The sequence below is a fragment of the Chryseobacterium lineare genome (genome assembly GCF_977014045.1).
Window position 1 is genome coordinate 2,055,750 of the sequence record NZ_CDRNIQ010000001.1, and the last position, 23,572, is coordinate 2,079,321.

Genomic DNA, 23,572 nt, shown 5'->3' on the forward strand with positions numbered 1-23,572 from the left:
ATTATTCAAATAACATTTCGTGAAAAATGAAGATTAATCCAGTTTTTTCAGGGTCATGCATTTTTCTTTTTCTCCTGCTTTTATCAGAGAAATGTCAACATATTTTACCAATCGTTTGCTTGCCAATTCAAACTCTTTTGCCTTTTTATCAGCATATTCGTAGGTATACCCTACTCCCATCACCACTTTATGGCCGTTGCAGATCCCCATTGCCAAATAGAGATACTCGCCTATTCCTGTCTGTTTATAAGTAGTCATACTGTTTAAAATTAATGATAAAAATCATTTCCAGAACTGATCCGGATAGTTGTCCTGCTCTTTCTGATGGATAAGGCTCAGTTTGTTTCCTATTTCCGTCATTTCATCATCTGATAAATGGTTTTCCAGATGTGGAAAATACATTCGTTCTTCAAAACGTATATGCCCGCTCAAAGCATTTGCAAAATCTTCTAAAAGTCTGGGATTCTGAGATTGATTCACAGTATTAATCAGCTTTCTTATTTCAGAATGTTCTTTCTGCATCTGAAGCTGAAGGCTTTCATTTTCCGGTTCCGGCAATACGGTATCCTCTATTTCAAAATGTTTGCTCAGGCTTTCCTGCCAAAAATAGTTGATATATTTTTTGATCCTGTCGTAAGTAATATTCTTTCTAACCCCTTCACGGATCTTCCAGCTGCACAACAATCCGAAATGATGATCTCTTGATAGTGGTACTAAATTTTCATTCCTTTTCATATCTTCAAATTTTAAAAAGAACTGCCGCCTTTCAGCAGCAGCTCAAGTTGATTATATTATCTCTTTTCTTTTAATGACCATCCTGTTTTAAGTCCGATAATGAAAATGACGATCAACAGTTCTCCCACAGCAAGCAACACATCCCCGGGAACGCGCAGCCAGCGTAAGGTATGCATCATATCGGTTTGCATGAATTCTGCGGAACGGGCATACCAATATCCTTCTTTAATAGATGCAACAGACTGCATGATGCCGATAGGAAGTAAACTGATGGTAACCATGACCAATAAGCCGATGTTGGTAAGCCAGAATGCCCATCCAATGAGTTTATCATTCCAGTGCCTGTCCGGATACAATCCACGCAATACAAACATCATCAATCCGATTCCTAAAATTCCATACACTCCGAATAATGCAGCATGACCATGTACAGCTGTTGTATTCAAGCCCTGAATATAGTATAGCGCAATCGGCGGATTAATCGCAAATCCAAAGATCCCTGCTCCTAAGAAATTCCAGAAACACATAGCAATGAAGCAGTAGATCGGCCATTTGTAAGCTCTGATCCATTTTGTGGATTTACTGATCTTATAATTCTGCCATGCTTCAAACCCAATCAATACCAACGGAACAATTTCCAACGCACTGAATGTAGCTCCTAAAGCCAATACTGCGGTAGGTGTAGCACTGAAATACAAGTGGTGGAATGTTCCTAAGATACCCCCTGCAAGGAAAATAATGGTAGAGAACAATACGGCATTGGTAGCGGATTTTAATCCTAATAATCCCAATCTTGTAAATAAGAATGCTGCTACAACGGTTGCAAATACTTCAAAGAAACCTTCTACCCAAAGGTGTACGACCCACCATCTCCAATATTCGGCAATTGCCATGTGTGTTTGTCTTCCGTACATTAATCCTGCTCCATAGAACAATGCGATCGCTACTGCAGAAAGCGTGAATAAAAGTAGTAAATGTCTGTTGGCATCTTTTTTCTTCAAGGCAGGTAATAAGGCTCTGATCATCAATACCAACCACAAAATAAGCCCAACCAATAGTAAAATCTGCCATACTCTACCCAATTCTACATATTCGTATCCGGAATGTCCCCAAAGGAAATTATCAACATAACCTAATTTCTGCATTACTCCGAACCATTGTCCTGCCAGTGAACCTAAAACCACGATCAGCAATGCCCCGAATAAAACATTCACCCCAAGTACCTGATATTTTGGTTCGTATCCTGAAACGGCAGGTGCAATATATAATCCTGTTGCCAACCATGAGGTTGCAATCCAGAAAATAGCCAGCTGAACATGCCAGCTTCGGGAAATGGATTGTGGCAGGATCTCATCCAGCGGAAATCCATAGAAAGCACTTCCTTCTACCCCGTAATGTGCGGTAACTACCCCTGCAAGCATCTGAACCAGGATCAGAAGAGCAACAACCCAGATATATTTTAACGTAGCTCTCATGGAAGGAGTTGGCTTCATATTTCTTAAAGGATCTTCCAACGGAAGTTTCTCGCTGAGTTCTTCTTCTTTATGACGGGCATGATAAAATACGAGTAAACCTACACAACCCAACAGCATCAGGACACTGAAACCTGACCATAAGTGCAATGAAGGCGGCGGAATATTACCGATCATCTCATCATGAGGCCAGTTATTGGTATATGAAACCTCATCGCCGGGACGATCTGTGATACAAACCCACGCTGCCCATGAGAAGAAGGCATTCATTTTTGCCATTCTTTCGGGAGTCTTCACTGTATTTTTCGGAATAGCGTATTGATCTCTCAGCTTTGCCATTTCCGGATCATCCATGAATATTTTTGCATAATACTTAGCCAGTTCTGCCTGTACTTTAGCACGTTCCGGACTGATCACAATGGTGTTTGTGGCTTCGTCCAACGTATTTTTGCGGATTTCTTTTTTCAGAAGAACCTTGTATTTCGCCTGTTCATCGTCGGATAAATCTTTATAAACTTTTCCATCTTTTTTAGCCAGTTCTTCCAGAAGAAGAAGTGATTCGCGGTGAAGATAGTCGGCACTCCAGTCAGGCGCGATGTATGCTCCGTGTCCCCATATACTTCCAACGGTCTGTCCCCCGATAGATTGCCAAACATTTTGTCCGTCTTTGATGTCCTGTCCGGTTGCTATAATGGTACCATCTGTAGTTACAATTTTGTCGGGAACCGGCGGAATCTTTCTGTAGATCTCCACGCCATAGAAAATAAGTACCGCAAAGGAACCCAGAATGACCGCCGTGAGCCAGATCCATAATTTTTTAGGTGTCATATACTCTATTTTTAATGTTGTACTTTACTGAAATTCTTTTTCCAGTTTAATTGCTTTCGGGAAAAGGATGTTATTTTCCAGATGAATGTGCTTGTGAAGATCATTTTCAAAATCCTGAAGCATTGAGAAAGTTACTCTATATGTGTTGCAGGCATCAGCCGGAGGAGTGTATTCATCAGTAAGTTCTGCAATCTTTCTCAGTCTTTCCCCTTCTACGGTGTGTTCATGCTTCATCATGTTCACCGGATTTTCCACTGTTCCGAATGGCGGCTGTGGAATTGCACTTCCGTCAATCTGTGCTTTAACCATGTTTTTAATGAATGGGAAAAGCATAAGTTCTTCTTTCTTCATGTGTGCTCCCAGATCCTGTGCAGAAGCATCAAACAGCTCTCTGATCTCAAACAGTTCGGGATGACTTCCACCATGTACCTTACAAAGCTTGTCTAAAAATGCCTGAAGAACAGGTGTTTTCTCTTCCACGTAGCGGTGATGTGTCTTCTCTACATAATCTGCGAGTAAATCTAATGGCCAACTGTTGAAATCAATAGAATTGTCATCTCTTTTTGAAAGGTTTTCTATTTCTTCGTAGATGGGTTCTGTATCGATCTTTCTGTTTTCGCAGGCTTCTTCGATGGTTCTGCCTCCTTTGCAGCAGAAATCGATTCCGTACTTTTTGAATATTGCAGCAGTTCTAAAATCTTCCGCCACTATTTCGCCTATAAAATCTGTCTTTATATTCATAATTTAATACTTTTTTATCTTTTATTGTTTTAAAATTTTTTTGTTTTTTTTAAGGATTTATATTCTTATGATTTTTTTAATGAAAGAATATATTTTACCATTTTCTGTGCATTTTCTTTACTCATTCCGGCATGTGGTGTCATAGGAATATCTCCCCAAACGCCTTTACCTCCTTCAATGATTTTCTGTGCAAGCTGATCAATATCTGCTTCTGTATATTTAGCAGCCACTTCCTGATAAGCAGGACCTACTAACTTTGAGTCTAGCTTATGACAACCAAGGCAGTCTGTACCTTCCACCAATGATTTTCCTTCTGCAATTTCAGCTTCAGGACCGCTTGCTGCAGCTGTGGATGTAATCTCTGAAGAGTCTGCCGGTTTAGGTTCATCAAGCATTATATTGGATTCTGTAGCGTTTGTTGTATCTGTTGCTGCTGTTTCTTTTTTGTCTGAACAAGCGGTGATGCTAAGTGATAACAGTAATGCTGCTAATAATAATTTTTTCATTGTTAAATACTTTTCGGATTATAATTCTAATTGTTTTTTGATTTCTTTTACAAGGGCTTCATTATCATTTCCTAAGCCCTCTTTCTGGAAAGCGAGTATTCCTTCTTTAGAATAGACACTGATGATATTGGAGTGAGAAAATTCTATCGGTGAAATTTCTTTGTACTTCACGGCCATGATATTAGCCAATTCCCTTGTTTCTGCTTCTGTACTTCGGATGAAAGTCCATTCATCATCCTTAAATTTATTGATTTCCATATAGGCTTTCATAACTTCCGGTGTGTCTGTTTCAGGATCAATAGAGATCAAAACATATTGGATGTCATCACTGTCTACTTTTCCTACCATTTTAGAAATGTTTCTCATTTCATCAGCCAGTCTGGGGCAAGCCGTTTTGCATGAGGTAAAGATCATGGTGGTAACAATTACTTTTCCCTGGAAGTCGGAGAAGGTTATTTTACTTCCGTCCTGTTTTTCCCATTCAGAAGCCAGATTGTATATGGAATCAGGTTTCAAAGGTTCGTTTTTTTTGCTGCAGGAGAATAAAACCAGTGCCAGCAAAAAATATAATAGACTTTTCATTTTATTTAAACTTTAATTAATCTTTCGCACATCTAAATCCAAGGTTGTTGAGACAGTAATTGGCTTTCAAGCTTCCTCTGAGTGCATACCGGACAAATGCCGCATAATTTCTGAGATCCGTTGATGTAACTGCCGCGCCTGCACAGAACATAGATTCGTTGGTGGTATTATCTTTTCTGGATTCCCCGCTCATCATCACCGAATTGAAATCATAGGTCCATTCCCATACCATTCCATACATATCATAAACACCGTAATAATTAGGTTGTGAATGCTTTACCGGCTGTTTGCTTTTATCTTTTTTCTGATAGGATTTCAATATAAATTCTGTAAACTCCGGCTTTTGCGAAGCATCTTTGGAATCTCTGTCCGCAAGTGCTGTATATTCCCATTCATCTATTGTCGGAAGTCTTTTCTCTACACTTTCGGCATACGCTTTTGCAGCATACCAGGAAACGTTGGTGACAGGTGTGTCCAGGCTTAAATTTTCAGGAATTTCAAAATCACTCTTCCAGTTTTTCAGATAGGTTGTATCTGCATATAGTCTTAGGATCTTACTTTTGGTCCATTGGGGATTTTTCTTCAGGAATTCGAGATATTCTCCATTGGTAACAGGACTGTCGTCAAGATAAAATGTTTTAACTTTTACGATTCTCCCTGAATCTTTACCAATAAAGGCTTTATACGTTCCCCCATCTATTTTTACCATTTTTTTTGAGCTGGAGACTTTGTTCGGATGGTGTTGAACGTGGGGCTTCGTATCAGAAACATCGCGGTGACCGGAACAGGAAACCTGACTGATAACAATTATAAAAAATATTACTAATACACCTTTCATGATTTCCCTTTTTTATAATCCCCAATGAGACCTAAGTAATAACACCCTTTCAACTATATATTTACTTTAATTTAATTTTTCTTATAAATGGCCGGATTTTCAGGACCCGCCACTTTTATTTTTCCCAAAGCTCCTTTATTGAATGCTCTGAAAATGGCATGGTCTACAATCACATATTCTCCCGGAACGGTTGCTTTAAATTCTACGATTGTAGCTCCTCCAGGTGGAATCAAAGTAGTTTGTACATCTTCATTGATCTTGCTTCCTCCTTCTATGTATACTTTGTCAAAGATCTCACCGATAACGTGGAAAGAAGAGGTAAGGTTGGGTCCTCCGTTTCCTACATAAAAACGAACTGTTTCTCCAACTTTAGCCTGAAGTTCCCCTTTACCTAGCAAAGCACCTGTATGTCCGTTGAACACTACATATTCAGGATGTTCTGCAATGGCTTTGTCCATATCAAATTCCTGTAATCCTTTATCCCCGAATTTTCCTTTGGTGTAGAAATCTCCTTGCATGATGTAAAACTCCTTGTCTACTTTCGGTAAACCTCCTTCCGGTTCAATAAGGATCAAACCGTACATTCCGTTGGCGATATGCATTCCTACAGGTGCTGTTGCACAATGATAGACATACAGTCCGGGATTCAAGGCTTTAAAATTGAATACTTTCTCTGTTCCTGGTGCTACAAATGTGGCTTCTGCTCCTCCTCCGGGACCGTTCACGGCATGAAGGTCTATGTTATGAGGAAAATTGCTGTTTTCATTGTTTTTAAGGTGAAGCTCGATCTCATCTCCTACTCTTGCTCGGATAAAACTACCGGGAACTGTTCCGTTGAATGTCCAGAAGTTATATTGCGTTCCATCTGCCAATTCACCGACTTTTTCAATAATTTCCAGTCTTACGATGACTTTTTTGGCAGCTCTCTCTCCTACAGGAGCAGGTACATAAGGCGGAGCAACCAGTTTTTGTTCTTCTGATGAACCGTCTGTAGCTATTTCTTCGGCATCCACTGTTTTATCTGTGGCAGCGGATGGATTTTGTTTGCATGAATTCATACTGATGAACACAGACAAAACGGCAGTGATGAAGATGGATTTTTTCATTTTGATTGGTTTACGTTTTTTGGCTTAAAATAATTTTATTCAATTTAACAAGATATAAATACCTTTTAGTATTTTATTTGCTACTGCTTAAAACTTGATTTTAATTGATTCTGATAAATATTTTATTTTTTTAAAAAAGTCAGTTTCAAATCTAAGTTCTTGACAAACATTTTGATCTTGGAGTTTTCCAGCATATCTCTTATTTCTTTACGGATATGTTTGAAATCATTATGGATAGGACAAGGATGATCTTCCGAGCATTCTCTGAGTCCTAAACCACAACCTGAAAAAAGTTTGTCTCCGTCTATCTCTCTTACAATATCTGCTATAGATTGCTCGAGGTTATTTTCATCCATATAAAAACCACCGTTGGGTCCTTTTGCAGATTGTACAAAACCTTTTCTGCTGAGTTCCTGTAGTATTTTGGCAATGAAATACTCCGGGGAATCTATTCCTGATGAAATATCCTTGATCCCAACTCTGCTTCCGTCCTTGGACTTCTGCGCGATGAAGATCATTGCACGAATGGCGTATTCACAGGTTTTAGAAAACATTTGTTATTTTTATATTACAAAGATATATATTCGAATTTATATAAAAGAGTTTTTGGTATTTTATTTTTCATGATAATTATCACTCCCATTCCAAAAGTCTTCTTTCTCCCTCGATCTTTTTGATCCCCGAAATATCCTGAGACATTTCGATAACCCCTCGATAGTTCTTCTGTGCGTCTCTTACGGCAAAATATCGTACATAGATTAACTTGTCACGATAATTGAACCAGAACGATGCTTCATTTTGCTCTCCTTTTCTGAAAGCTTCCAATATTTTCAGAACGGTATCCACACTTTTCGGAGGATGGCAAAAACGCACTTCTCTTCCGATAATTCCTGCACTTCTCGGGAAAACACGAATGTCTCCACGGTTATAGAAAATCACTCTGTCGTTTTCATCCACATAGGTAAGATCCAGCGGCAATGTTCCAAATAAAAGATTCACCTGTTCCACTGTCATATATCCTTCATCAAAGTGTGATGCATTTTCATCAAAACTTACATCGGTTCTTATGGTTTTATCTTCGGAAGGATGTACATACTGCTCTTCTTCCGGATATTTTGCGGGTGGCTGACTCAGCATCCAGCCGATTTCATCTTCGCCTTCTCTCATTTTTATCCATTCTTCATCGGTAAGGATCTCCATTGCATTCGGGAAGAGAACCATTTTTTCCATCTGCATCAGATTTCTTAAGTTCTGACCCGCATATTCTATGTTTTGTTTTGCGGAATCCAGATCTTTTTCTTCAATATTTTTTCTGATGATCCTGAAAATATCCCGGATCGTATCATGGAAAGACCACATATTTCTGGAAGGTCCGGTCCACCTTTTTTGCTCCAGAAAAGGAAACAGTTGATTTTCTTTTCGCTCAAATCTCCTCTCAACGGTTGAAAAGTGGTTGAAAAGGTTATAAAATTTCTGAAATTCTTCCTTCGGATCTGTTTGAAGCAATTCTTCCAGTAATGTATCGATCAGCTCCTCTTCCACCAGATAAGTGTGAACGGGATGTCCTGCTTTTAATTGATTTTTATCCATTTTAGTTTTAATAGAATATTAATACCTTTTTATCTTTTACAGAACAAAGGTAAGATTTCAACTTCAATTAAAAGAGTTTTTTATCTTTTATTATACTGATTTTTATCAGCAATCTTTAATGCTTTCCGCCGTTCAGTATTTTATAGATGTGCAGAATCCCCGGGAATATAGAATCCATCGACTCTTCGGCTCCTTTTGTTGAGCCTGGAAGTGCGATCACCAGAGTATCACCGATCATCCCGGCAAGACTTCTCGATAACATCGAATAAGGAGTTCTTTGCTGACCATAATTTCTGATCGCTTCGGCAACTCCGGGAATTTCTCTGTCCAACAACGGACGAAGAGCTTCGGGAGTGACATCTCGTTTCGAAAGCCCGGTTCCGCCTGTAATCATTACCAACGAGATTCCGTCTTCTGCATACAGCCTGATCTTGCTCTGGATCTCAGCAATTTCATCAGGAATAACCACATAATCATTGATGTTTACCTTATTCTTCTCAAGGGATGAAATAATGGCTTTTCCTGCTTTATCTTCTTTTTTACCTTCAAAAATACTGTCCGAACACACAATTACAGATGCTGTGATCCCTTCACCGGAATCTTTGATATCGGATTTTCCGCCTTTTTTCTCAAGCAGCCTGATGTTTTTGATCTCAATGTTTTTATCGATCGGTTTCAGCATATCATACATGGTAAGGGCAACGATTGAAGCGGAATGCATCGCCTCCACTTCTACCCCGGTTTTATAGATCGTATGAATTTCTGAAGTGATATGAATATCCAAATCCCTGATCTCAAACTGAATAGAGGTATATTCTATAGGAAGCGGATGACAGTCCGGAATAACATCACTCGTTTTTTTGGCTGCGAATAAGCCTGCTGTTTTGGACATTTCAAAAACATTTCCTTTCGGAACTTTTTGATTCACAATAGCATCGATCGTCTCCTGTGAACTGACGCTGACAACGGCTTCTGCAATAGCTTTCCTGAGTGTATTTGTTTTATGTGTGATATTAACCATACTTTATTGTTTATTTTCTTTCCAGGAGTGAGATTTATCCTCCAAAATTTCTTTTCCCCACAACGGAACTTCCTTTTTGATCCTGTCCACCATTTCGTCACATGCATTGATGGCTTCCTTACGATGTGGAGCTGAAGTAAACACAAAAAGACAGATCTCCCCCACTTTGATGTTTCCCAATGAATGATAGATGTGAGCGCAGGTAAGTCCGTATTTGGTTATGATCTCTTCACGGATTTCATGGGCTTTTTCCAATGCCATCTCCTGATAAGCTGTGAATTCTATAGATTCAACTTTCTTATCATTGATTTTGTCTTCCCGAACCTGACCCAGGAATATGCTATGACCACCAATACTTGTTTTTACCGTGTGTTTAGCAATACTTTCGGCAACGAATGCAGGATCAATAGGATCTTCTATAAATATATTCTTAATTTTTTTCATGATAAACTGATTTTGCTCCGGTCGGGAAATGCCTGATCTCTTTTTCCGGAAAATAAGTTTTTGTGATCTCCACCGCTTTTTTGCTTCGGATTCCTGAGGCGCAAATGAAACAGATGTTTTGATAGGATTTTAATGATTGTAAATGTTGTTCAAGTGATGCCAATGGAATTTCCAGAGCGTTTAAAGCTTTCAATCTCGGTTGTTCTTCAGTTTCTCTTACATCAATAAGAACACTGTTTTTCTGATTCAGAAATTCTTCTAAAGCTGAATGCGAGCTGATGTCATCACCTTTATGGATATTACAGAACACATCATAATTGAAATTTTTGAATTCCTCTATGGTTCTCGGTCCTGATCTTTCTTTATTTTCAGTAAAATTCATTTTCAGCGACTGGTAATTTTTGGTATTAAAGATCAGTAACTCATGTACCAAAACCTCATCTGAGCCGATCAGCAATTTGATGACTTCATTAGCCTGAAAAGTACCAATAACGGATGAATGAGACGGCAAAACTCCTGCTTCATTACAGTTCGGAACTTCATTAGGATTTGGCGGTATCGGAAAAAGATCCCGGTATTGTGTCACCGAATTTACTTTTTCAACATTGAAAACCGCCACTTGACCTTCATATCTGAAGATAGAAGCATACACCAAGGGTTTTTTCAAAAGAAAACAGGCATCATTCAATAAGTATCTTGTCGTAAAATTATCGGTACAATCTACGATCACATCAAAATTATGGATCAATGAAAGAACATTTTGTGTGGTGACCAGCTCCTGAAAAGCGACTATTTCGGTTTCAGAATTCATGGTATTCAAATGTTCGAGGGCTGCAACGACTTTTGGAGTTCCCACATCTTGCTCGTCATATAAAAGCTGACGGTGAAGATTGTGCAGATCTACTTTATCAGAATCTGCTATTCCTATCACTCCGATTCCTGAAGAGACCAAAATCTGGAGAACAGGGCATCCCAATCCGCCTGCTCCAACCACTAAAACTGATGAACGGGCAAGCTTTTCCTGTGCTTCAACCCCAAAATTCGGAAGTATAATCTGTCTGCTATATCTGTTTATATTCATGGTAATGTATTTTTTAACCTCCTGAGTAGGGAGGTAATAATGCAATTTCTGCTTCACCTGAAATCAAGTGCTGGTTTTCTGCTTTCACTCCATTCACAACGACTAAAAAAGTGGTTTTCCCCAATTCAGGAAATTTTTCGAACAATTGCGATCTGAGTTCAGCAACACTGGTTGTATTGTGCAATGGAAGATCATATTCTTCTACTTTAAAGATGTCTATGAGTTTGCCAAATATTTTAAGTTTCATCTGTCCTGATTTTAAGTAATTCTAATTTATTTATCATACGTTCTGCCTCCCAAAAGCTTTCCGGTGTATTGATATTCAAAAACTGTGGTCTAAAGGATTCATCATACTGAATATAATGAGCATCTTGCTGTTCCAGAAATCGGGTCATTCTCAGGCGGTCATTCTTAATTGAATTTGCTAAAACATCAAGAACCACATAAGGATAAATGCCTAAGACCGGATATACTTTACCTTCACATTCCGCGATACTGATCTTATTTTCTGCTCTTCTTTGAAGAATATCTTTCATCAATTCCGTAGAAACAAAAGGCATATCGCAGCTACATACGAAAATATCTTCCTGACAGTGCTCTAAAGCAGACCGAATTCCTTCCATAGGACCTTTTTGCTCATATCGATCCTTAATCACATTCATTGGAACAGGATCAGCTGAACGGTTTCCGGAAATAAAAACCTCATCGAATACTTTCGACAAATTATCCACAACATGTTGTATCATCGTTTTTCCACTCATCTTCATGAGGGCTTTATCCTGTCCCATTCGGGAACTTTTACCACCCGCTAAAACAACTGCTTTCATTTCTGATCATTTTCAAATCCTCCAGATCTTTATTTTTTCACCAGGATTTATTTCGGTTATATTTTCAGGAAATTCAACCAGACAGTTTGCCTGTGCCACAGAATTCATTTTGTATGATTCCTGACCATTGAGGATGTGCACTTTTCCCTGGGAATACCAAGCTTTTAAAAACTGTGTCTGCTCACTGCTTCTTTTCATTACGAAAGATTCTGAAACCGCCACATCCTGACTTTCATTAAGGTTCTTTCTTCCGAAACATCCCAGTACAAACGGTTTTACATACTGATGGTAACAGGAAAATACAGATGCTGGATTTCCCGGTAACGCAAAAACAAATTTTTCGTTAAATTTCCCGAAGAATAAAGGTTTTCCTGGCTTTTGTCTTACTTTATAAAACAATTCCGTAACACCCAGTTTTTCCAGAGCAGGTTTTACATAATCATAATCTCCCACGGAAATTCCGCCTGTAATCAGTACAATATCTGCATTTTCAAAGGCTTCTTTAATCGCAGAAAAAGTTGTTTCTTGTGTGTCTTCGGCATGTTTTATAAACGAAAATTGATGATTGATCTCCGCTAAAGCAGCCTGTAAAGTGTATGTATTGGAATTGTAAATTTTTCCATCGGATAAAGTTTTCCCAACTTCCACCAGTTCATTGCCGGTAAAAACAAGACCGATCTTTAACCGTTTATAAACCTTAACTTTTTCTATTCCAAATCCTGCCAGAAATCCGATCACTGAATGATTGATAAGTGTGTTCTTTTCCACAATCACAGTTCCTTTCTCGGTTTGTGAAGCTTTGAGACGGATATGGTCCCCTTTTTTAATTTCATCTGCATTACATTGGATATAATCTCCGTTGCGGACTACTTTTTCCTGCATCACCACAGTGTCTATACTTTCCGGAACCTTTGCCCCGGTAAAGATCCGTACAGCTTCTCCTTTACCTAAAATAGGGTCATTTGTTGAAATTCCGGCAGGAATTGTATTGGTAACTTTTAATTTGGTAGAATCTTTCAGATCATCAAAACGAAATCCATACCCATCCATCGCAGAATTATCGAAAGACGGCACATCTAAGGTCGCCATGATAGGTTCTGCCGTATAAAAACCCAAAGCTTCCAACAGAGGCAATATCATATTCTCTGTCGGGAAAATATGGTTCTCTATGATTTCTCTGGCTTCAGAAACACTTATGTATTGATTCATTCTGATCATGCCTTGCTATTGCACTCTTGTTACTTCTATGCTTTTCAGCCATTTTACGTGACGAGGACCCGTTTTGGTATCAGACAGACTCACGAGGATCATTTCGCCTTTTTCTTTCAGGGGGTTTCCGTTCTGTTCAAATACTACATACACTTTATCTCCAGTAGGGTTATTGAACAATTCTGCCCATGAAAAGGTAGCTTTGTAATCATCTGAAGCTCTTCCAACAATGTAGAAATTCCTGTCTGTGTGATCCTTCTGTGCAATTTTTGCCTTTTCCACAATTTCTGTAAGCAGAACACCTTTAGTAGATTCTATATGACTTTTGGATATCCCCGACTGACAGACAATATCAAAATCTTTAATTTCTTTTACATTCATTTTTTTCAAAGAATCTACAGTGAGTGTCAAGGGCTTAACGACATCTCCCATTACGGTTATCTCTTTGTTTACATAGATCCAGTCATCATCATCGTGCTTATGATTTTCTTTTTCCGAAATGTTTTCTGAAATATGAGCCATACTTTGCACTTCAGGTTTTGCTGCTTCAGGTTTACTGCATTGCAACATTGGGTAGGTCATCGCTACCACCCAAATGAATTTTAAAAATTTTCTCACGGTTTGATTTATTAGTGTTTAAAATGATTACAGTTTTTTAGTTATTATTAATTTTTGTTTTTATTTTTTTCCAAATATAAAACTACCCGCCGATTTTTATCATACTCCGATTAACAATTGATTGATTTTTTACACTTCCCATTTCAGAAAACTGTCCACCTTTCTTTTTATGCTTTCTGGTGATACCTAATTGAATCAGTTCCAGAAGGTCTTCTTCGTTTCTGAAAGCCTTCAGCAAATCAAATTCATCCGCTCCGAAAAGACAGTTTTTCATTTTCCCATCTGAAGTGATCCTGATTCGGTTACAGCCAGCACAGAAAGCATTGCTCATGGTAGAGATCAGTCCGAAAACTCCTTTGCTTTCTTCACTAATCCGGTATTTTCTGGATGTATCATTTTTCTGATCCGTTATTTTTTCAAACGTAAAGTGCTGTGAAACCAAATCAAGCATTTCCGCGACCGGAATCACTTTTGCTTTTTCCCAAGAATTTCCGGTGAATGGCATAAATTCTATAAACCTCAACTCTATCGGATAATGATGGGATAAGGCAATGAATTCCGGGATCTCATCATCATTGAAACCCCGCATTACCACCATATTCAGTTTTACATTAAACCCTCTTCTGATGCTTTCTTTGATATTGTCCCAAACGGGTTGAAACAGGTCTCTTTTGGTAATGTATTTAAATTTTTCGCGATCCAGAGAATCAATACTGATATTGAGATTTTTAACGTTACATTCTTCCAGCGCATCAAAATACTTATGAAGCAAAACCCCATTGGTTGTAACTCCTGTATTGACATTTAACTTGGAAATCTGTCGGATGATATTTTCAAAATCATGTCTTACCAAAGGTTCTCCCCCTGTGATTCTGATCTTGTTAATCCCATAATGATGAACAAAAACCCTTGCAATTTCGAAAATTTCGCGGCTGCTCATCAGTTCTACGGATGATGTACTTTTGAACGGTTCATCGGGCATACAGTATAGACATCTGAAATTACAGTTGTCCGTAATGGAAAGCCTCAAGTAATCGTGTTTTCTGCCAAAAGAATCAAGCAAATCAATAGGCATTGTCATTCTCCTCTTCTGATTTTTTAATCTGTCCTGTAGGAATATCCGGTACATATCTCAAAAAGAAAAGTGTACACAGAAATATAATCACTGAGCCAATTGCCGAATAGGCTGCAAAGTCCAGGTTTTCTTTATCCAAAGCCTTGTTGATCGTTCCAAACAAAAGCCACATTTGCAGACTTACCAGCAGAATATAGACGCTGATAATGGCAACAAGCATTTCATTGATTCTGAATGTTACTTTTTTAATGGGTTTCTTTCGTACTGACATTTCGGTAATTTTTTGTGTTAAACTTATCCGTGGCTTTCTTCGGTTTCTTTTTCAAAATCCGTCACATATATTTTGTCCTCTTTGATCACGACCTTTAATTGCGGAAGCGGTCTCGGTGGCGGTCCCTGAATAACAGATCCGTCATCCGGATTGAAAAACCCGTGGTGACAAGGGCATTCGATCAGCTGTTCATTATGATTGTATAGCACAGAGCATGACAAATGGGTACATTTTTGTTCAAAAACTTTCCATGTATCTTCTGCGAGACGGATAAGCATATAGGGATTACGATGATCTTCATTGATATAGAACGTTCTCATTCCTCCCACCTGTAGATCGGTCGTTAATCCTATAAAATAGGGTTTTATTTCTTTCTCTTTTCTGAAAAAATTAAACACTGGAACGGCTACATTGGCAAATGCCAAAGTGCCTGAGAAAAAAGTGATCAGTTTGATGAATTCTTTTCTGGAAACATATGCTGCCTCACGTTTTTTAATAGGAAAATCGGCTTTCCAGGCGGGGATTTTTTTATGATTTTCTGACATGTTAGTATGATTAAAAAACTTTTAATTCTTCGCTGCCTTTCGGCATCATTATATTTACTTTTGTATTTACGACTTCTTTCCCGAAAATAAAGCGGTTCACAGGTGTGCTGTTCGGTCTTTTCTTCGCTACATTCTCTCTGGTATCAAAGGTTAAGGCCCCACTGGGACAAACTGTTGCACACATAGGTTTAAGACCCGTACTGGTCCTGTCGTAGCACATATTGCACTTCATCATTAGCATCGCACTTTGATCCGGAATCTGCGGAACTCCGAACGGACAACCAATAACACAATTCGCACATCCGATACATTTTGATGTATCTGCGGTATGCACAATACCATATTCATCTTTTGTAATAGCATCTGCGGGACATACATTCGCACAAATGGGATCTTCACAATGCATACACACCTGCACGGTAGTCTGAACAGTTTCTGCCCTGTCTACATAATGAATATGAATCATCGAGGTTTCTCCGTTAGTCTCACATTCTGCACAAGCCATCTCACACGAGTGACAGCCGATGCAGCGCTGCATATCAACGAAGAATTCCATATCATTAAATTTTTCAAACTGTTCCGCCATAATCTTTTTAAAATTTAATATTGAATATCTCTACTTTGGTTAGCCAATTCTTTTGAATTTTCTCCTTTTTTACGCCCTGTTTTCTCCAATTTGCAGGCACAAACTTTAAATTCCGGTATCTTTGAAACAGGATCTAAAGCATCAATGGTCAACTGATTGACAGAATTCACACCGCCCCAGTGATAGGGGATGAAAACAGTATCTTCCCTGATTGTTTCCACCACATTTGCAGGGAACAAGGCACTTCCTCTTCGGGTAGACACTTTGATCAGGTCATTTTCCTGAATGCCATATTGTGCAGCCAATTTAGGATGGATCTCAAGTAATGGTTCTGGATAAATATCTACCAGCTTTCCAATTCTTCTTGTCTGTGAACCACTTAAATACTGACTTACTACTCTTCCTGTTGTCAATACAATCGGATATTCTTCATCCGACTCCTCCATTGGTTTTTTGTATGGAGTCGGATTAAAATGTGCTTTTTTATCATTTGTATTGAATTGTCTATCTTCCCAAAGTCTTGGAGTTCCGGGATGTTCTTCACTAGGGCAAGGCCAGAAAATTCCCAGATTTCTTTCTATTCTTCCATACGTGATTCCGTAATAGTCTGCCGCACTGCCTTTGGAAGCTCTTCTAAGTTCATTGAAGGTTTCTTCGCTGTTTTTATAGCTGAATTTATCGCCTTCACCTAATCTTCGTGCCAGTTCCATAATGATTTCGCTGTCACGCTTAGCTTTTCCCGGAGGATCTACCACAGCTCTAATTCTAATCACTCTTCCTTCTGCCGATGTAGTGGTTCCTTCTTCTTCTTCCTGCAAGGAGCCTGCAAGAATTATATTGGCGTGACGTAAGGTTTCTGATAAAAAGAAATCGATTCCTGCATAGAATTCCAGTTTTTCCAGTGCTGCACGAACGTTATTGTTATTCGGTAAGGAAACCAATGGATTGAAACATATCGATAATAAACCTTTGATCTCTCCACGATTGATGGCTTCAATGATCTCATAAGCACTCAGGCCTTTTCCCGGCATATCTTCTTCTTTGATGCCCCAAATATCAGCAACAAATCTTCTGTGTTCTGGATTTTCAATGTCTCTGTTTCCAGGAAGCTGATCACATTTATGACCATGCTCTCTTCCGCCCTGCCCATTTCCCTGTCCTGTAATCGTTCCGTAACCGCAATACGGTTTCCCGATCCTTCCGGTTGCCAACACCAGATTGATACAGCTGGAAACATTCTGAACACCTTTAGAGTGATGTTCTATCCCACGGGCATGCATCAAAAAACTGGTTTTAGCTTTTCCCCACATTTCTGCAGCTTTGTAGATCAGTTCTGCAGGAACACCGGTTACTTCTTCTCCCCATTCCAGAGTACAGTCTTTCACGGCTTCGGCAGCTTCTTCAAATCCTGAAGTGTGATTATTGATAAAATCATAGTCGAGCCAATTGTTATCAATTAAAACTTTCAGCATAGTATTGGTAAGTGCTGAATCTGTTCCCGGTTTAATTGGCAAATGGATATCTGCAGTTCTTGCAATCGGGATCTGACGCGGATCTATCACTATTAATTTTGCTCCGTTATCGCGGGCTTCCCAGATTTTATGTGTTAAAACAGGAAAACATTCGCTTACATTGGCTCCAGTAATGATGATTACTTCTGCATGAGCCAGATCAGCCCAACTGTTGGAAGACCTATCCATCCCAAAAGCTTTTTTATTTCCTGCTCCGGCACTCACCATACAAAGACGGCCATTATAGTCAAGGTTGGCAGTTTTCAGAGCGACACGGGCAAATTTCCCTATCATATAGCTTTTCTCGTTGGTAAGGGATACCCCGGAAAGCATAGCAAAAGAATTTTTTCCGTATTGTTCCTGGATTCTTCTAATCTCTTTCACCACTACGTCATACGCTTCATCCCATTCGATCGGAACAAAACCTTTTCCATCCACTCTTTTGTAAGGTGAAAGCAAACGATCGGGGTGATTGTCCTGCATATATCGCTGAACTCCTTTCGGGCAAAGTCTTCCTTCATTGAACGGAAAATCATTCCAGGGTTCAAAGCCAACAACTTTTTTATCTTTTACTTTTAGTTGAATTCCACACTGCAAACCGCAAAAACAACAATGCGTTTTTATCAATGCATCGGGATTTTGTGGATTTGATCGTACAGTTCCTTTGTTAGGATAGTGTTGATGTGGGCCAAATATATTGATGATCTCGTCAGCTGATACGGGTAATTTTGCCATTTTATTCTATTTTAACCAAAATATTTTCCTGATTCTTGTCTTGCTTTAAGGTGTGCTTTGGCTAGCATTGCTCTTTTTCCTTCGGGGCTGTAATCCAAATAGCTTTTGCCATCTTCGCGTACTAAATCAAAGCCCATTTCTTTTGTGATTTCCTTCAGGTCATCAATATGCATTTTTGTGGTGTATTCGTCGCCTGTATGCGGACAAACCTGCATTCCCCTTCGTTTTCCTTCAATTTTATAGATATTTGCTCCCACTTGTGCTGGTCGCTGAAAGATGTGAAAGAACTTTCCAAAAGGGATCCACATAAGGAACATAGCTACCGTAATGGCATGGGTAATAGCCATAAACTGACTCATTTTTCCTTCGAGATAGGTATAATCAAACCAAATTCCCAATCCTGTCACAGAAACAGCTACCAATAAGATCAAAGGAAGCCAGTCTCTTTCAAACCATTGGGTAGCGATAAGACCTTCATCTACGAATCTTCTGTGCATCATAATGAGACAACCCACGATAACCATGATCGAGGTCCAAACCAGAATATGGAAAAAGAAAACGGCTATGGCAGTATCGAGAGGAAATGTCATCACAGTAAAGCCCATCATATGGGTTTCATACTGATCTATGGTTCCTGGTTTTAAGGTGAAATGCAGCCATCCAAATGTAAGTCCGAATGTGACCATAAATGAGATGAGACATCCTGTAGCTAAAAGGAAATGTCCTAACCAACGCGTTTTACCTCTTGGAGCGATGAATTTCTGAAAAATGATGTTACGAACAGATAAACGGATCACTTCTTTTACATAAACCGGGTAATCTTTACTGAAAATAAATTCCCAGGTACGCTTCCAGTATTTCTGTGTTGCCGGACGCTGTTTCCATACCGAATGATGATAGACAACTCCGAAAGTCATGCTGATCGTTCCGAAGAAATAAATGATCAAAGCGGCATCAAAATTCTGTAGATTTACCGATCCTATTACCGTAACGGCAATGACCACTAATGTGGCAATGATGGCATTAATAAATGCTTTTTTATTGATCTTTGTGAAAATGCTGAACATCTGTATAAGTTTTTAATGGTCATTCACTTAGTTGCATGCAGAATTAATCTCTGTAACAAAGATACAGTAATCAGATATTAAAATAAGATAAAAATATCTTATTTTAATTCATTCAAAATAATTTTTGAAGAACACACACCATATCAAACTGAAAATCAAACATTTAACATAAACATGATTTACATCATAGACCTAAAATCCAATCTAAATCCATAAAAAAGTACTGTAAAACAGTACTTTTTCGATTTATTTATTGTTAAGGAAATAACCATTCAAAATCCTTCCCGTGGTGAGATCTTTCAATACTTGATTGGTACTTATGCTGTTAAGTCCTCCCAAGTCTGCGATCCACTTCCCTGTTTTTAAGTAATCCAGATTTTCCAGTAAAATCGGATGTTTCCTTTTCATTTGTTTTTCGTTCAATCCTGTATAAAGACCGACTTTTAGCTTTTCTCTTTTTGTCATGGAAATCAGAGCAATGAGTTCAGAATCTGCCCATTCCCCTCCCATAAAAAGAACACAGGTAATCGTTTTTTTATATTTCGTGATTAAATTCCGAAAAATATCATGAGTAAGCTCTGTTCCGTTTTCAGGATTCCACAGATGTTCTGAATGGCAACCTTCACACGCTAATTGACAGCCCGTAATGGTAAGACATAGTGAAACCTCATCAGGAATTTCCTGCAGAACAATATCATAGCTATCATACTTCAGCATTTCCGTAATATCTTCTTTTTTCTTCTTTCTGGCGATCTTTAGAGAAGTTGGTGACTTTTTTCAGATAACCGATCACACGTGTAGCGTAATCAATATCATCAGACTGACATTCTGTACAGTGATCCATCGTTTTTTTGTTGATATAACCGCAACTATTGCAAACCGTCACTTTTATATTGAAGCAGAAATAATTACACCCTGTATACGCAGCCACATTCAATAGTTTTTTAAAACCTTCCTGGGTAGGATATTCTTCAAGATTGCAATGATAAGCAGAGCCTCCGTCAAGATACTGTATATACTCGTTTCCGTGAAGGAAGAATTTATCGATTAGGTTTTGGCTTTCATCTTCAACAATATAGAAGTAAGAATTGTAGCAGTCTCTCGGAACGTACAGCCAGTCTTCTTTATCCCATTTGGCATTTTTTACACCCAGGTTTTCGGCAGGAACAAATTCTGTATTGAACATATATCCATATTTTTCTTTGGCTTCTTTATTTTTCGTAAAAATCAGTTTAAGATTTTCATTGATGAAGTTTTTGTAGCGCTCATTATCTGAAATTTCAATGCCCAGAAATTCTGCAGCTTCCACCATTCCGTTGATCCCAATGGTAAGGAACTGTTTGTCAAGAGAAATGAAACCCGCATCGTATACCGGAAGCATTCCCGCATTCTTATAATCCTGAATAAGACTTCTGAAAGCCACTTGATATTTATGAATATTATCAATCATTGTCTCTAACGGAATTTCTTTCTGATAAAGACGATTCATATTGATGGTGATTACATTGATGCTTCCTGTAGATACTCCTCCTGCCCCCAAAGAATAGCTGAATGTATTGTCTGATATTTCGTTTCTCAGTCTGCAACAACTTGCCAGAGAATCAGCGTTTTCGGACTGATAAATGAAGAATGAATTTCCTTCGCTCAACTCTTTTGAACAGAAATCTGCAAAGGCCTCATCATAGACTTTTTTGTCCCTAGTGAGCATTGCTGCCGTAATTACAGGGAATGTGAGTACTGCTTTGCAACGTTCTTTATTGAACCATTGCATGAAAAATTGCTGAAGTCTGTCCAAAAAGAAATAATCAGGCTTGCTTCCATCAGGAAAAAAGAATGTTCCGAACATTGAATCGAAGTAAGGTCTGTCGTACAAGGAAATATTCCAGAAAACGGACTGGTAACCGCGGGCTGCAGCCGGCTGATTGATAGCGTATACAACGTGTTGAAGCTCATTTTCAATCATTTCGGCATGTGTTTGAATATAATTTTCACCAAAATCTTTTCTTGCAAAGTGATCGAAATACAGCAGAAATTCCACGGTCGCCACAGCACCTGCGAATTGTGAAGATACTGAAAAAAGAAAATTCACAAAGGAGCCACAGAAACTGCCCAAATGTTTGGGGGCTTTAGACTCGCCACCAAGCTTTGTCAATCCGTCCAAAAGCAACGGATACATGGATACACTTACACAGTATGGTTTTAGACTTGTTTCATCATGAACATAGATTTCATGTTCTTCCAACTGTCTTATATATTCTTTGGCAAGGCTTGCTCCAAAGAGTTCTTCTATCTTATTACCAATAAGATTGCGATTGATCTGGATGTTGATATCTTTGTTCAATTCTGCTTCCATGGTTGCAATATTTTTGGTGGAAACATTCGCGTTCGAGTCAAATATTGCTCCACTTGCGGCATTTTGAGATGCCAAATAGTTTTCAATGAAATTGCATTTGCTGGCCAACTGTTGTTCTGTAAGTCTTGTGAATTTGTTTTTCATAATATTCATTTAATAAGATATAAAGATGTTAATGTCTTTTATTTAGATAGAAGAAAGTTACATTGCCAAACAGGAAAATCCAGTAAAAATGAAACAGACTTCCAAAATCTATTAACAAAAATATAAAATAGTTTTACATACTCTCTATAAAAATACAACTATTTTCATTAGATAATTTAGTAAAATTTGCATCCTTTAGATTCGATCTGTAGATATTATTATTAAAAGAATTTAATTTAAAGTATAACTAGTGTGTTAATAAACCAATCTTATAGAAACATCCATTACAACGTAAAAATAATCCATTTTTAAAGACCTTGTAAAGATCCAACTTTGTAACAGATAAAATTGATAAGTAAAACCATAAAATTTATACAAAATGTCTGTTTCTGATTTATTTAAACCCCTCACTTTTCTGCACGGTTCGCCGATGAGAAACCGTTTTATGTTGGCTCCCCTGACCAGTCAGCAAAGTGATTTTGATGGTACAGCCTCCAAATACGACCAAATATGGATGGAACAATTGGCAAAGGGCGGCTACGGATTAATCCAAACCAGCGCATCTACAGTAGAAGCCGGAGCCATTGCATTTGAACGGCAGTTGGGAATTCACAGTGATAAACATTTACCTGGATTAACGAAAATGGCAACAGCTATTCGTGGAGGGGGAGCTTTATCGGCTGTACAGCTTCATCACGCTGGACACCGAGCCAAACCAGAGTTTGGAGGAATTCCGGCTCCTGCATCAAGCAAAACATTGAAAGATATTAAAGCAATCTCAACCGAAGACGTGGAAAGAATTCGTGACAGTTTTATTGAAGCGGCAAAAAGGGCGCAATTATCTGGTTTTGATGGCGTTTCTGTTCACGGTGCTTTTGGTTGGATTTTGTCTGAATTTCTCTCACCAAACCTGAATGACCGAACCGATAAATATGGAGGAAGTATAGAAAACCGGGCACGATTCACCATTGAAGTGATTGAAGGAATTCGCAAAGCTTGTGGAAATGATTTTCAGATTGGATGGCGCTTGTCGATTGAACGATACGGACTTCGTTTGGAAGAATTACGTGAAATTACCACCGAAATTTTTGATAAAGAATTGATTGATTATCTGGATTTGGCACTTTGGGATTCGGCTCAGCTTGTAAGGGAAGGAAGTTTTAAAGGCAAAACGATGTTGAGTGTTTTTACAGAGCTTCCAAGAAAAGGCGTTCGCCTGGGTGCAGCCGGAAAAATTATGAGCGCACAGCGGGCCGGAGAATTACTGGATGAAGGTTGTGATTTTGTGTTGATTGCCAGAGCTGGAATCCTTCAGAGGGATTTTCCGCTTCAGGTAAAAGCGAATCCGTTGTATGACAGTCCACAGTTGCCTGTAACAGCCGGTTTTCTTCGTGAAGGCGGACTGAGTGAACGTTTTATTGAAACGATGCGAGGCTGGCAAACTTTTGTAAAACCCGGATCATAATAAATTTGAATTTTACTTTGAGCGAACTTTTTAACTAAAGTTCGCTTTTCTATGAATATTAAAGGACCAACTAAAAAAAATCTCCATTACAAAGTAGAAATGATCCATTCTTTAGCGTACTTTATTCCCACATCTTTGCAGTGTAAATTAAATTTTTATACAATGAAAAAGACAGCAATTATTATTCTTTCTGACCCAAAGTCTGGATCGGAAGAAGCTTTT

Annotated in this window: 26 protein-coding genes; 1 reads left to right on the forward strand and 25 read right to left on the reverse strand. The window is 38.6% G+C overall.

Going from position 1 to position 23,572, the window contains the following annotated elements:
• Window positions 1-33: 33 nt before the first annotated feature.
• The 25 genes from ACWNCI_RS08930 to nrdD all read right to left on the reverse strand — a co-directional run bounded on the left by ACWNCI_RS08930 (window position 34) and on the right by nrdD (window position 21,885).
• Window positions 34-258 carry a hypothetical protein gene (locus ACWNCI_RS08930; RefSeq protein WP_449388045.1) on the reverse strand — a complete coding sequence of 75 codons (225 nt, stop codon included), beginning with the start codon at window positions 256-258 and terminating at the stop codon, window positions 34-36.
• Window positions 259-282: 24 nt separating this feature from the next.
• Complete coding sequence (locus ACWNCI_RS08935) at window positions 283-735, reverse strand: hemerythrin domain-containing protein (protein ID WP_449388046.1); 453 nt, start codon at window positions 733-735, stop codon at window positions 283-285.
• A 56-nt stretch (window positions 736-791) separates the two neighbouring features.
• Window positions 792-3,035, reverse strand: a complete 2,244-nt coding sequence (locus ACWNCI_RS08940; RefSeq protein ID WP_042721883.1) for a nitric-oxide reductase large subunit — start codon at window positions 3,033-3,035, stop codon at window positions 792-794.
• Between the two features lie 24 nt (window positions 3,036-3,059).
• Window positions 3,060-3,776, reverse strand: a complete 717-nt coding sequence (gene ric, locus ACWNCI_RS08945; RefSeq protein WP_042721882.1) for an iron-sulfur cluster repair di-iron protein — start codon at window positions 3,774-3,776, stop codon at window positions 3,060-3,062.
• Window positions 3,777-3,841: 65 nt separating this feature from the next.
• Complete coding sequence (locus tag ACWNCI_RS08950; protein ID WP_449388047.1) at window positions 3,842-4,282, reverse strand: c-type cytochrome; 441 nt, start codon at window positions 4,280-4,282, stop codon at window positions 3,842-3,844.
• Between the two features lie 18 nt (window positions 4,283-4,300).
• Window positions 4,301-4,864, reverse strand: a complete 564-nt coding sequence (locus tag ACWNCI_RS08955) for an SCO family protein (protein ID WP_042721880.1) — start codon at window positions 4,862-4,864, stop codon at window positions 4,301-4,303.
• Between the two features lie 16 nt (window positions 4,865-4,880).
• Window positions 4,881-5,702, reverse strand: a complete 822-nt coding sequence (locus tag ACWNCI_RS08960; RefSeq protein WP_449388048.1) for a formylglycine-generating enzyme family protein — start codon at window positions 5,700-5,702, stop codon at window positions 4,881-4,883.
• Window positions 5,703-5,773: 71 nt separating this feature from the next.
• Window positions 5,774-6,808 (reverse strand): copper-containing nitrite reductase, encoded by a 1,035-nt coding sequence (gene nirK / locus ACWNCI_RS08965; RefSeq protein WP_449388049.1) that lies wholly within the window; start codon window positions 6,806-6,808, stop codon window positions 5,774-5,776.
• A 122-nt stretch (window positions 6,809-6,930) separates the two neighbouring features.
• Window positions 6,931-7,362, reverse strand: coding sequence for an RrF2 family transcriptional regulator (locus tag ACWNCI_RS08970; RefSeq protein WP_449388050.1), 432 nt, complete (start codon window positions 7,360-7,362; stop codon window positions 6,931-6,933).
• 79 nt (window positions 7,363-7,441) lie between these two features.
• Window positions 7,442-8,398 carry a DUF438 domain-containing protein gene (locus tag ACWNCI_RS08975; protein WP_449388051.1) on the reverse strand — a complete coding sequence of 319 codons (957 nt, stop codon included), beginning with the start codon at window positions 8,396-8,398 and terminating at the stop codon, window positions 7,442-7,444.
• A gap of 115 nt (window positions 8,399-8,513) precedes the next feature.
• The gene (gene moaCB, locus ACWNCI_RS08980; RefSeq protein WP_449388052.1) at window positions 8,514-9,419 is read right to left on the reverse strand and encodes a bifunctional molybdenum cofactor biosynthesis protein MoaC/MoaB; all 906 of its coding nucleotides are present in this window, start codon (window positions 9,417-9,419) and stop codon (window positions 8,514-8,516) included.
• A gap of 3 nt (window positions 9,420-9,422) precedes the next feature.
• Window positions 9,423-9,863 (reverse strand): molybdenum cofactor biosynthesis protein MoaE, encoded by a 441-nt coding sequence (locus tag ACWNCI_RS08985; RefSeq protein WP_449388053.1) that lies wholly within the window; start codon window positions 9,861-9,863, stop codon window positions 9,423-9,425.
• Window positions 9,850-10,944: a ThiF family adenylyltransferase gene (locus tag ACWNCI_RS08990; protein ID WP_449388054.1), complete on the reverse strand. Its 1,095-nt coding sequence runs from the start codon at window positions 10,942-10,944 to the stop codon at window positions 9,850-9,852. Before ACWNCI_RS08990 ends, ACWNCI_RS08985 begins: the two co-directional genes overlap by 14 nt.
• A 13-nt stretch (window positions 10,945-10,957) precedes the next feature.
• The gene (locus ACWNCI_RS08995; protein WP_449388055.1) at window positions 10,958-11,191 is read right to left on the reverse strand and encodes a MoaD/ThiS family protein; all 234 of its coding nucleotides are present in this window, start codon (window positions 11,189-11,191) and stop codon (window positions 10,958-10,960) included.
• Window positions 11,181-11,771 carry a molybdenum cofactor guanylyltransferase gene (gene mobA / locus ACWNCI_RS09000; RefSeq protein WP_449388056.1) on the reverse strand — a complete coding sequence of 197 codons (591 nt, stop codon included), beginning with the start codon at window positions 11,769-11,771 and terminating at the stop codon, window positions 11,181-11,183. Before mobA ends, ACWNCI_RS08995 begins: the two co-directional genes overlap by 11 nt.
• A gap of 12 nt (window positions 11,772-11,783) precedes the next feature.
• The gene (locus ACWNCI_RS09005) at window positions 11,784-12,989 is read right to left on the reverse strand and encodes a molybdopterin molybdotransferase MoeA (protein ID WP_449388057.1); all 1,206 of its coding nucleotides are present in this window, start codon (window positions 12,987-12,989) and stop codon (window positions 11,784-11,786) included.
• Window positions 12,990-12,995: 6 nt separating this feature from the next.
• A complete protein-coding gene (locus ACWNCI_RS09010) occupies window positions 12,996-13,598 on the reverse strand; it encodes a molybdopterin-dependent oxidoreductase (RefSeq protein ID WP_449388058.1) in 603 nt (200 codons plus the stop codon).
• A gap of 82 nt (window positions 13,599-13,680) precedes the next feature.
• On the reverse strand, window positions 13,681-14,679 hold the full coding sequence (gene moaA / locus ACWNCI_RS09015) for a GTP 3',8-cyclase MoaA (protein ID WP_449388059.1): 999 nt from the start codon (window positions 14,677-14,679) through the stop codon (window positions 13,681-13,683).
• A complete protein-coding gene (locus ACWNCI_RS09020; protein WP_042721864.1) occupies window positions 14,663-14,944 on the reverse strand; it encodes a DUF6755 family protein in 282 nt (93 codons plus the stop codon). Before ACWNCI_RS09020 ends, moaA begins: the two co-directional genes overlap by 17 nt.
• A gap of 23 nt (window positions 14,945-14,967) precedes the next feature.
• A complete protein-coding gene (locus ACWNCI_RS09025) occupies window positions 14,968-15,489 on the reverse strand; it encodes a QcrA and Rieske domain-containing protein (RefSeq protein WP_123263081.1) in 522 nt (173 codons plus the stop codon).
• 10 nt (window positions 15,490-15,499) lie between these two features.
• Window positions 15,500-16,075 carry a 4Fe-4S dicluster domain-containing protein gene (locus ACWNCI_RS09030; RefSeq protein WP_042721862.1) on the reverse strand — a complete coding sequence of 192 codons (576 nt, stop codon included), beginning with the start codon at window positions 16,073-16,075 and terminating at the stop codon, window positions 15,500-15,502.
• Window positions 16,076-16,089: 14 nt separating this feature from the next.
• Window positions 16,090-18,321 carry a molybdopterin oxidoreductase family protein gene (locus ACWNCI_RS09035; protein ID WP_449388060.1) on the reverse strand — a complete coding sequence of 744 codons (2,232 nt, stop codon included), beginning with the start codon at window positions 18,319-18,321 and terminating at the stop codon, window positions 16,090-16,092.
• Between the two features lie 11 nt (window positions 18,322-18,332).
• Window positions 18,333-19,388 carry an MFS transporter gene (locus tag ACWNCI_RS09040; protein ID WP_449388061.1) on the reverse strand — a complete coding sequence of 352 codons (1,056 nt, stop codon included), beginning with the start codon at window positions 19,386-19,388 and terminating at the stop codon, window positions 18,333-18,335.
• Window positions 19,389-19,634: 246 nt separating this feature from the next.
• Window positions 19,635-20,105 carry an anaerobic ribonucleoside-triphosphate reductase activating protein gene (gene nrdG / locus ACWNCI_RS09045; protein ID WP_042721859.1) on the reverse strand — a complete coding sequence of 157 codons (471 nt, stop codon included), beginning with the start codon at window positions 20,103-20,105 and terminating at the stop codon, window positions 19,635-19,637.
• A complete protein-coding gene (gene nrdD, locus ACWNCI_RS09050) occupies window positions 20,092-21,885 on the reverse strand; it encodes an anaerobic ribonucleoside-triphosphate reductase (protein ID WP_120232205.1) in 1,794 nt (597 codons plus the stop codon). Before nrdD ends, nrdG begins: the two co-directional genes overlap by 14 nt.
• A 379-nt stretch (window positions 21,886-22,264) precedes the next feature.
• Between nrdD and ACWNCI_RS09055 the strand changes: the two genes are divergently transcribed.
• Entirely contained in the window at window positions 22,265-23,350 is a 1,086-nt protein-coding gene (locus ACWNCI_RS09055; RefSeq protein WP_083862212.1) for an NADH:flavin oxidoreductase, read from the forward strand.
• Window positions 23,351-23,572 lie beyond the last annotated feature (222 nt).

Coding starts and splice junctions, on each gene's coding strand:
- ACWNCI_RS08930 (WP_449388045.1), bottom strand. CDS start 258: ATGACTACTTATAAACAGACAGGAATAGGCGAGTATCTCTATTTGGCA.
- ACWNCI_RS08935 (WP_449388046.1), bottom strand. CDS start 735: ATGAAAAGGAATGAAAATTTAGTACCACTATCAAGAGATCATCATTTC.
- ACWNCI_RS08940 (WP_042721883.1), bottom strand. CDS start 3,035: ATGACACCTAAAAAATTATGGATCTGGCTCACGGCGGTCATTCTGGGT.
- ric (WP_042721882.1), bottom strand. CDS start 3,776: ATGAATATAAAGACAGATTTTATAGGCGAAATAGTGGCGGAAGATTTT.
- ACWNCI_RS08950 (WP_449388047.1), bottom strand. CDS start 4,282: ATGAAAAAATTATTATTAGCAGCATTACTGTTATCACTTAGCATCACC.
- ACWNCI_RS08955 (WP_042721880.1), bottom strand. CDS start 4,864: ATGAAAAGTCTATTATATTTTTTGCTGGCACTGGTTTTATTCTCCTGC.
- ACWNCI_RS08960 (WP_449388048.1), bottom strand. CDS start 5,702: ATGAAAGGTGTATTAGTAATATTTTTTATAATTGTTATCAGTCAGGTT.
- nirK (WP_449388049.1), bottom strand. CDS start 6,808: ATGAAAAAATCCATCTTCATCACTGCCGTTTTGTCTGTGTTCATCAGT.
- ACWNCI_RS08970 (WP_449388050.1), bottom strand. CDS start 7,362: ATGTTTTCTAAAACCTGTGAATACGCCATTCGTGCAATGATCTTCATC.
- ACWNCI_RS08975 (WP_449388051.1), bottom strand. CDS start 8,398: ATGGATAAAAATCAATTAAAAGCAGGACATCCCGTTCACACTTATCTG.
- moaCB (WP_449388052.1), bottom strand. CDS start 9,419: ATGGTTAATATCACACATAAAACAAATACACTCAGGAAAGCTATTGCA.
- ACWNCI_RS08985 (WP_449388053.1), bottom strand. CDS start 9,863: ATGAAAAAAATTAAGAATATATTTATAGAAGATCCTATTGATCCTGCA.
- ACWNCI_RS08990 (WP_449388054.1), bottom strand. CDS start 10,944: ATGAATATAAACAGATATAGCAGACAGATTATACTTCCGAATTTTGGG.
- ACWNCI_RS08995 (WP_449388055.1), bottom strand. CDS start 11,191: ATGAAACTTAAAATATTTGGCAAACTCATAGACATCTTTAAAGTAGAA.
- mobA (WP_449388056.1), bottom strand. CDS start 11,771: ATGAAAGCAGTTGTTTTAGCGGGTGGTAAAAGTTCCCGAATGGGACAG.
- ACWNCI_RS09005 (WP_449388057.1), bottom strand. CDS start 12,989: ATGATCAGAATGAATCAATACATAAGTGTTTCTGAAGCCAGAGAAATC.
- moaA (WP_449388059.1), bottom strand. CDS start 14,679: ATGACAATGCCTATTGATTTGCTTGATTCTTTTGGCAGAAAACACGAT.
- ACWNCI_RS09020 (WP_042721864.1), bottom strand. CDS start 14,944: ATGTCAGTACGAAAGAAACCCATTAAAAAAGTAACATTCAGAATCAAT.
- ACWNCI_RS09025 (WP_123263081.1), bottom strand. CDS start 15,489: ATGTCAGAAAATCATAAAAAAATCCCCGCCTGGAAAGCCGATTTTCCT.
- ACWNCI_RS09030 (WP_042721862.1), bottom strand. CDS start 16,075: ATGGCGGAACAGTTTGAAAAATTTAATGATATGGAATTCTTCGTTGAT.
- ACWNCI_RS09035 (WP_449388060.1), bottom strand. CDS start 18,321: ATGGCAAAATTACCCGTATCAGCTGACGAGATCATCAATATATTTGGC.
- ACWNCI_RS09040 (WP_449388061.1), bottom strand. CDS start 19,388: ATGTTCAGCATTTTCACAAAGATCAATAAAAAAGCATTTATTAATGCC.
- nrdG (WP_042721859.1), bottom strand. CDS start 20,105: ATGCTGAAGTATGATAGCTATGATATTGTTCTGCAGGAAATTCCTGAT.
- nrdD (WP_120232205.1), bottom strand. CDS start 21,885: ATGAAAAACAAATTCACAAGACTTACAGAACAACAGTTGGCCAGCAAA.
- ACWNCI_RS09055 (WP_083862212.1), top strand. CDS start 22,265: ATGTCTGTTTCTGATTTATTTAAACCCCTCACTTTTCTGCACGGTTCG.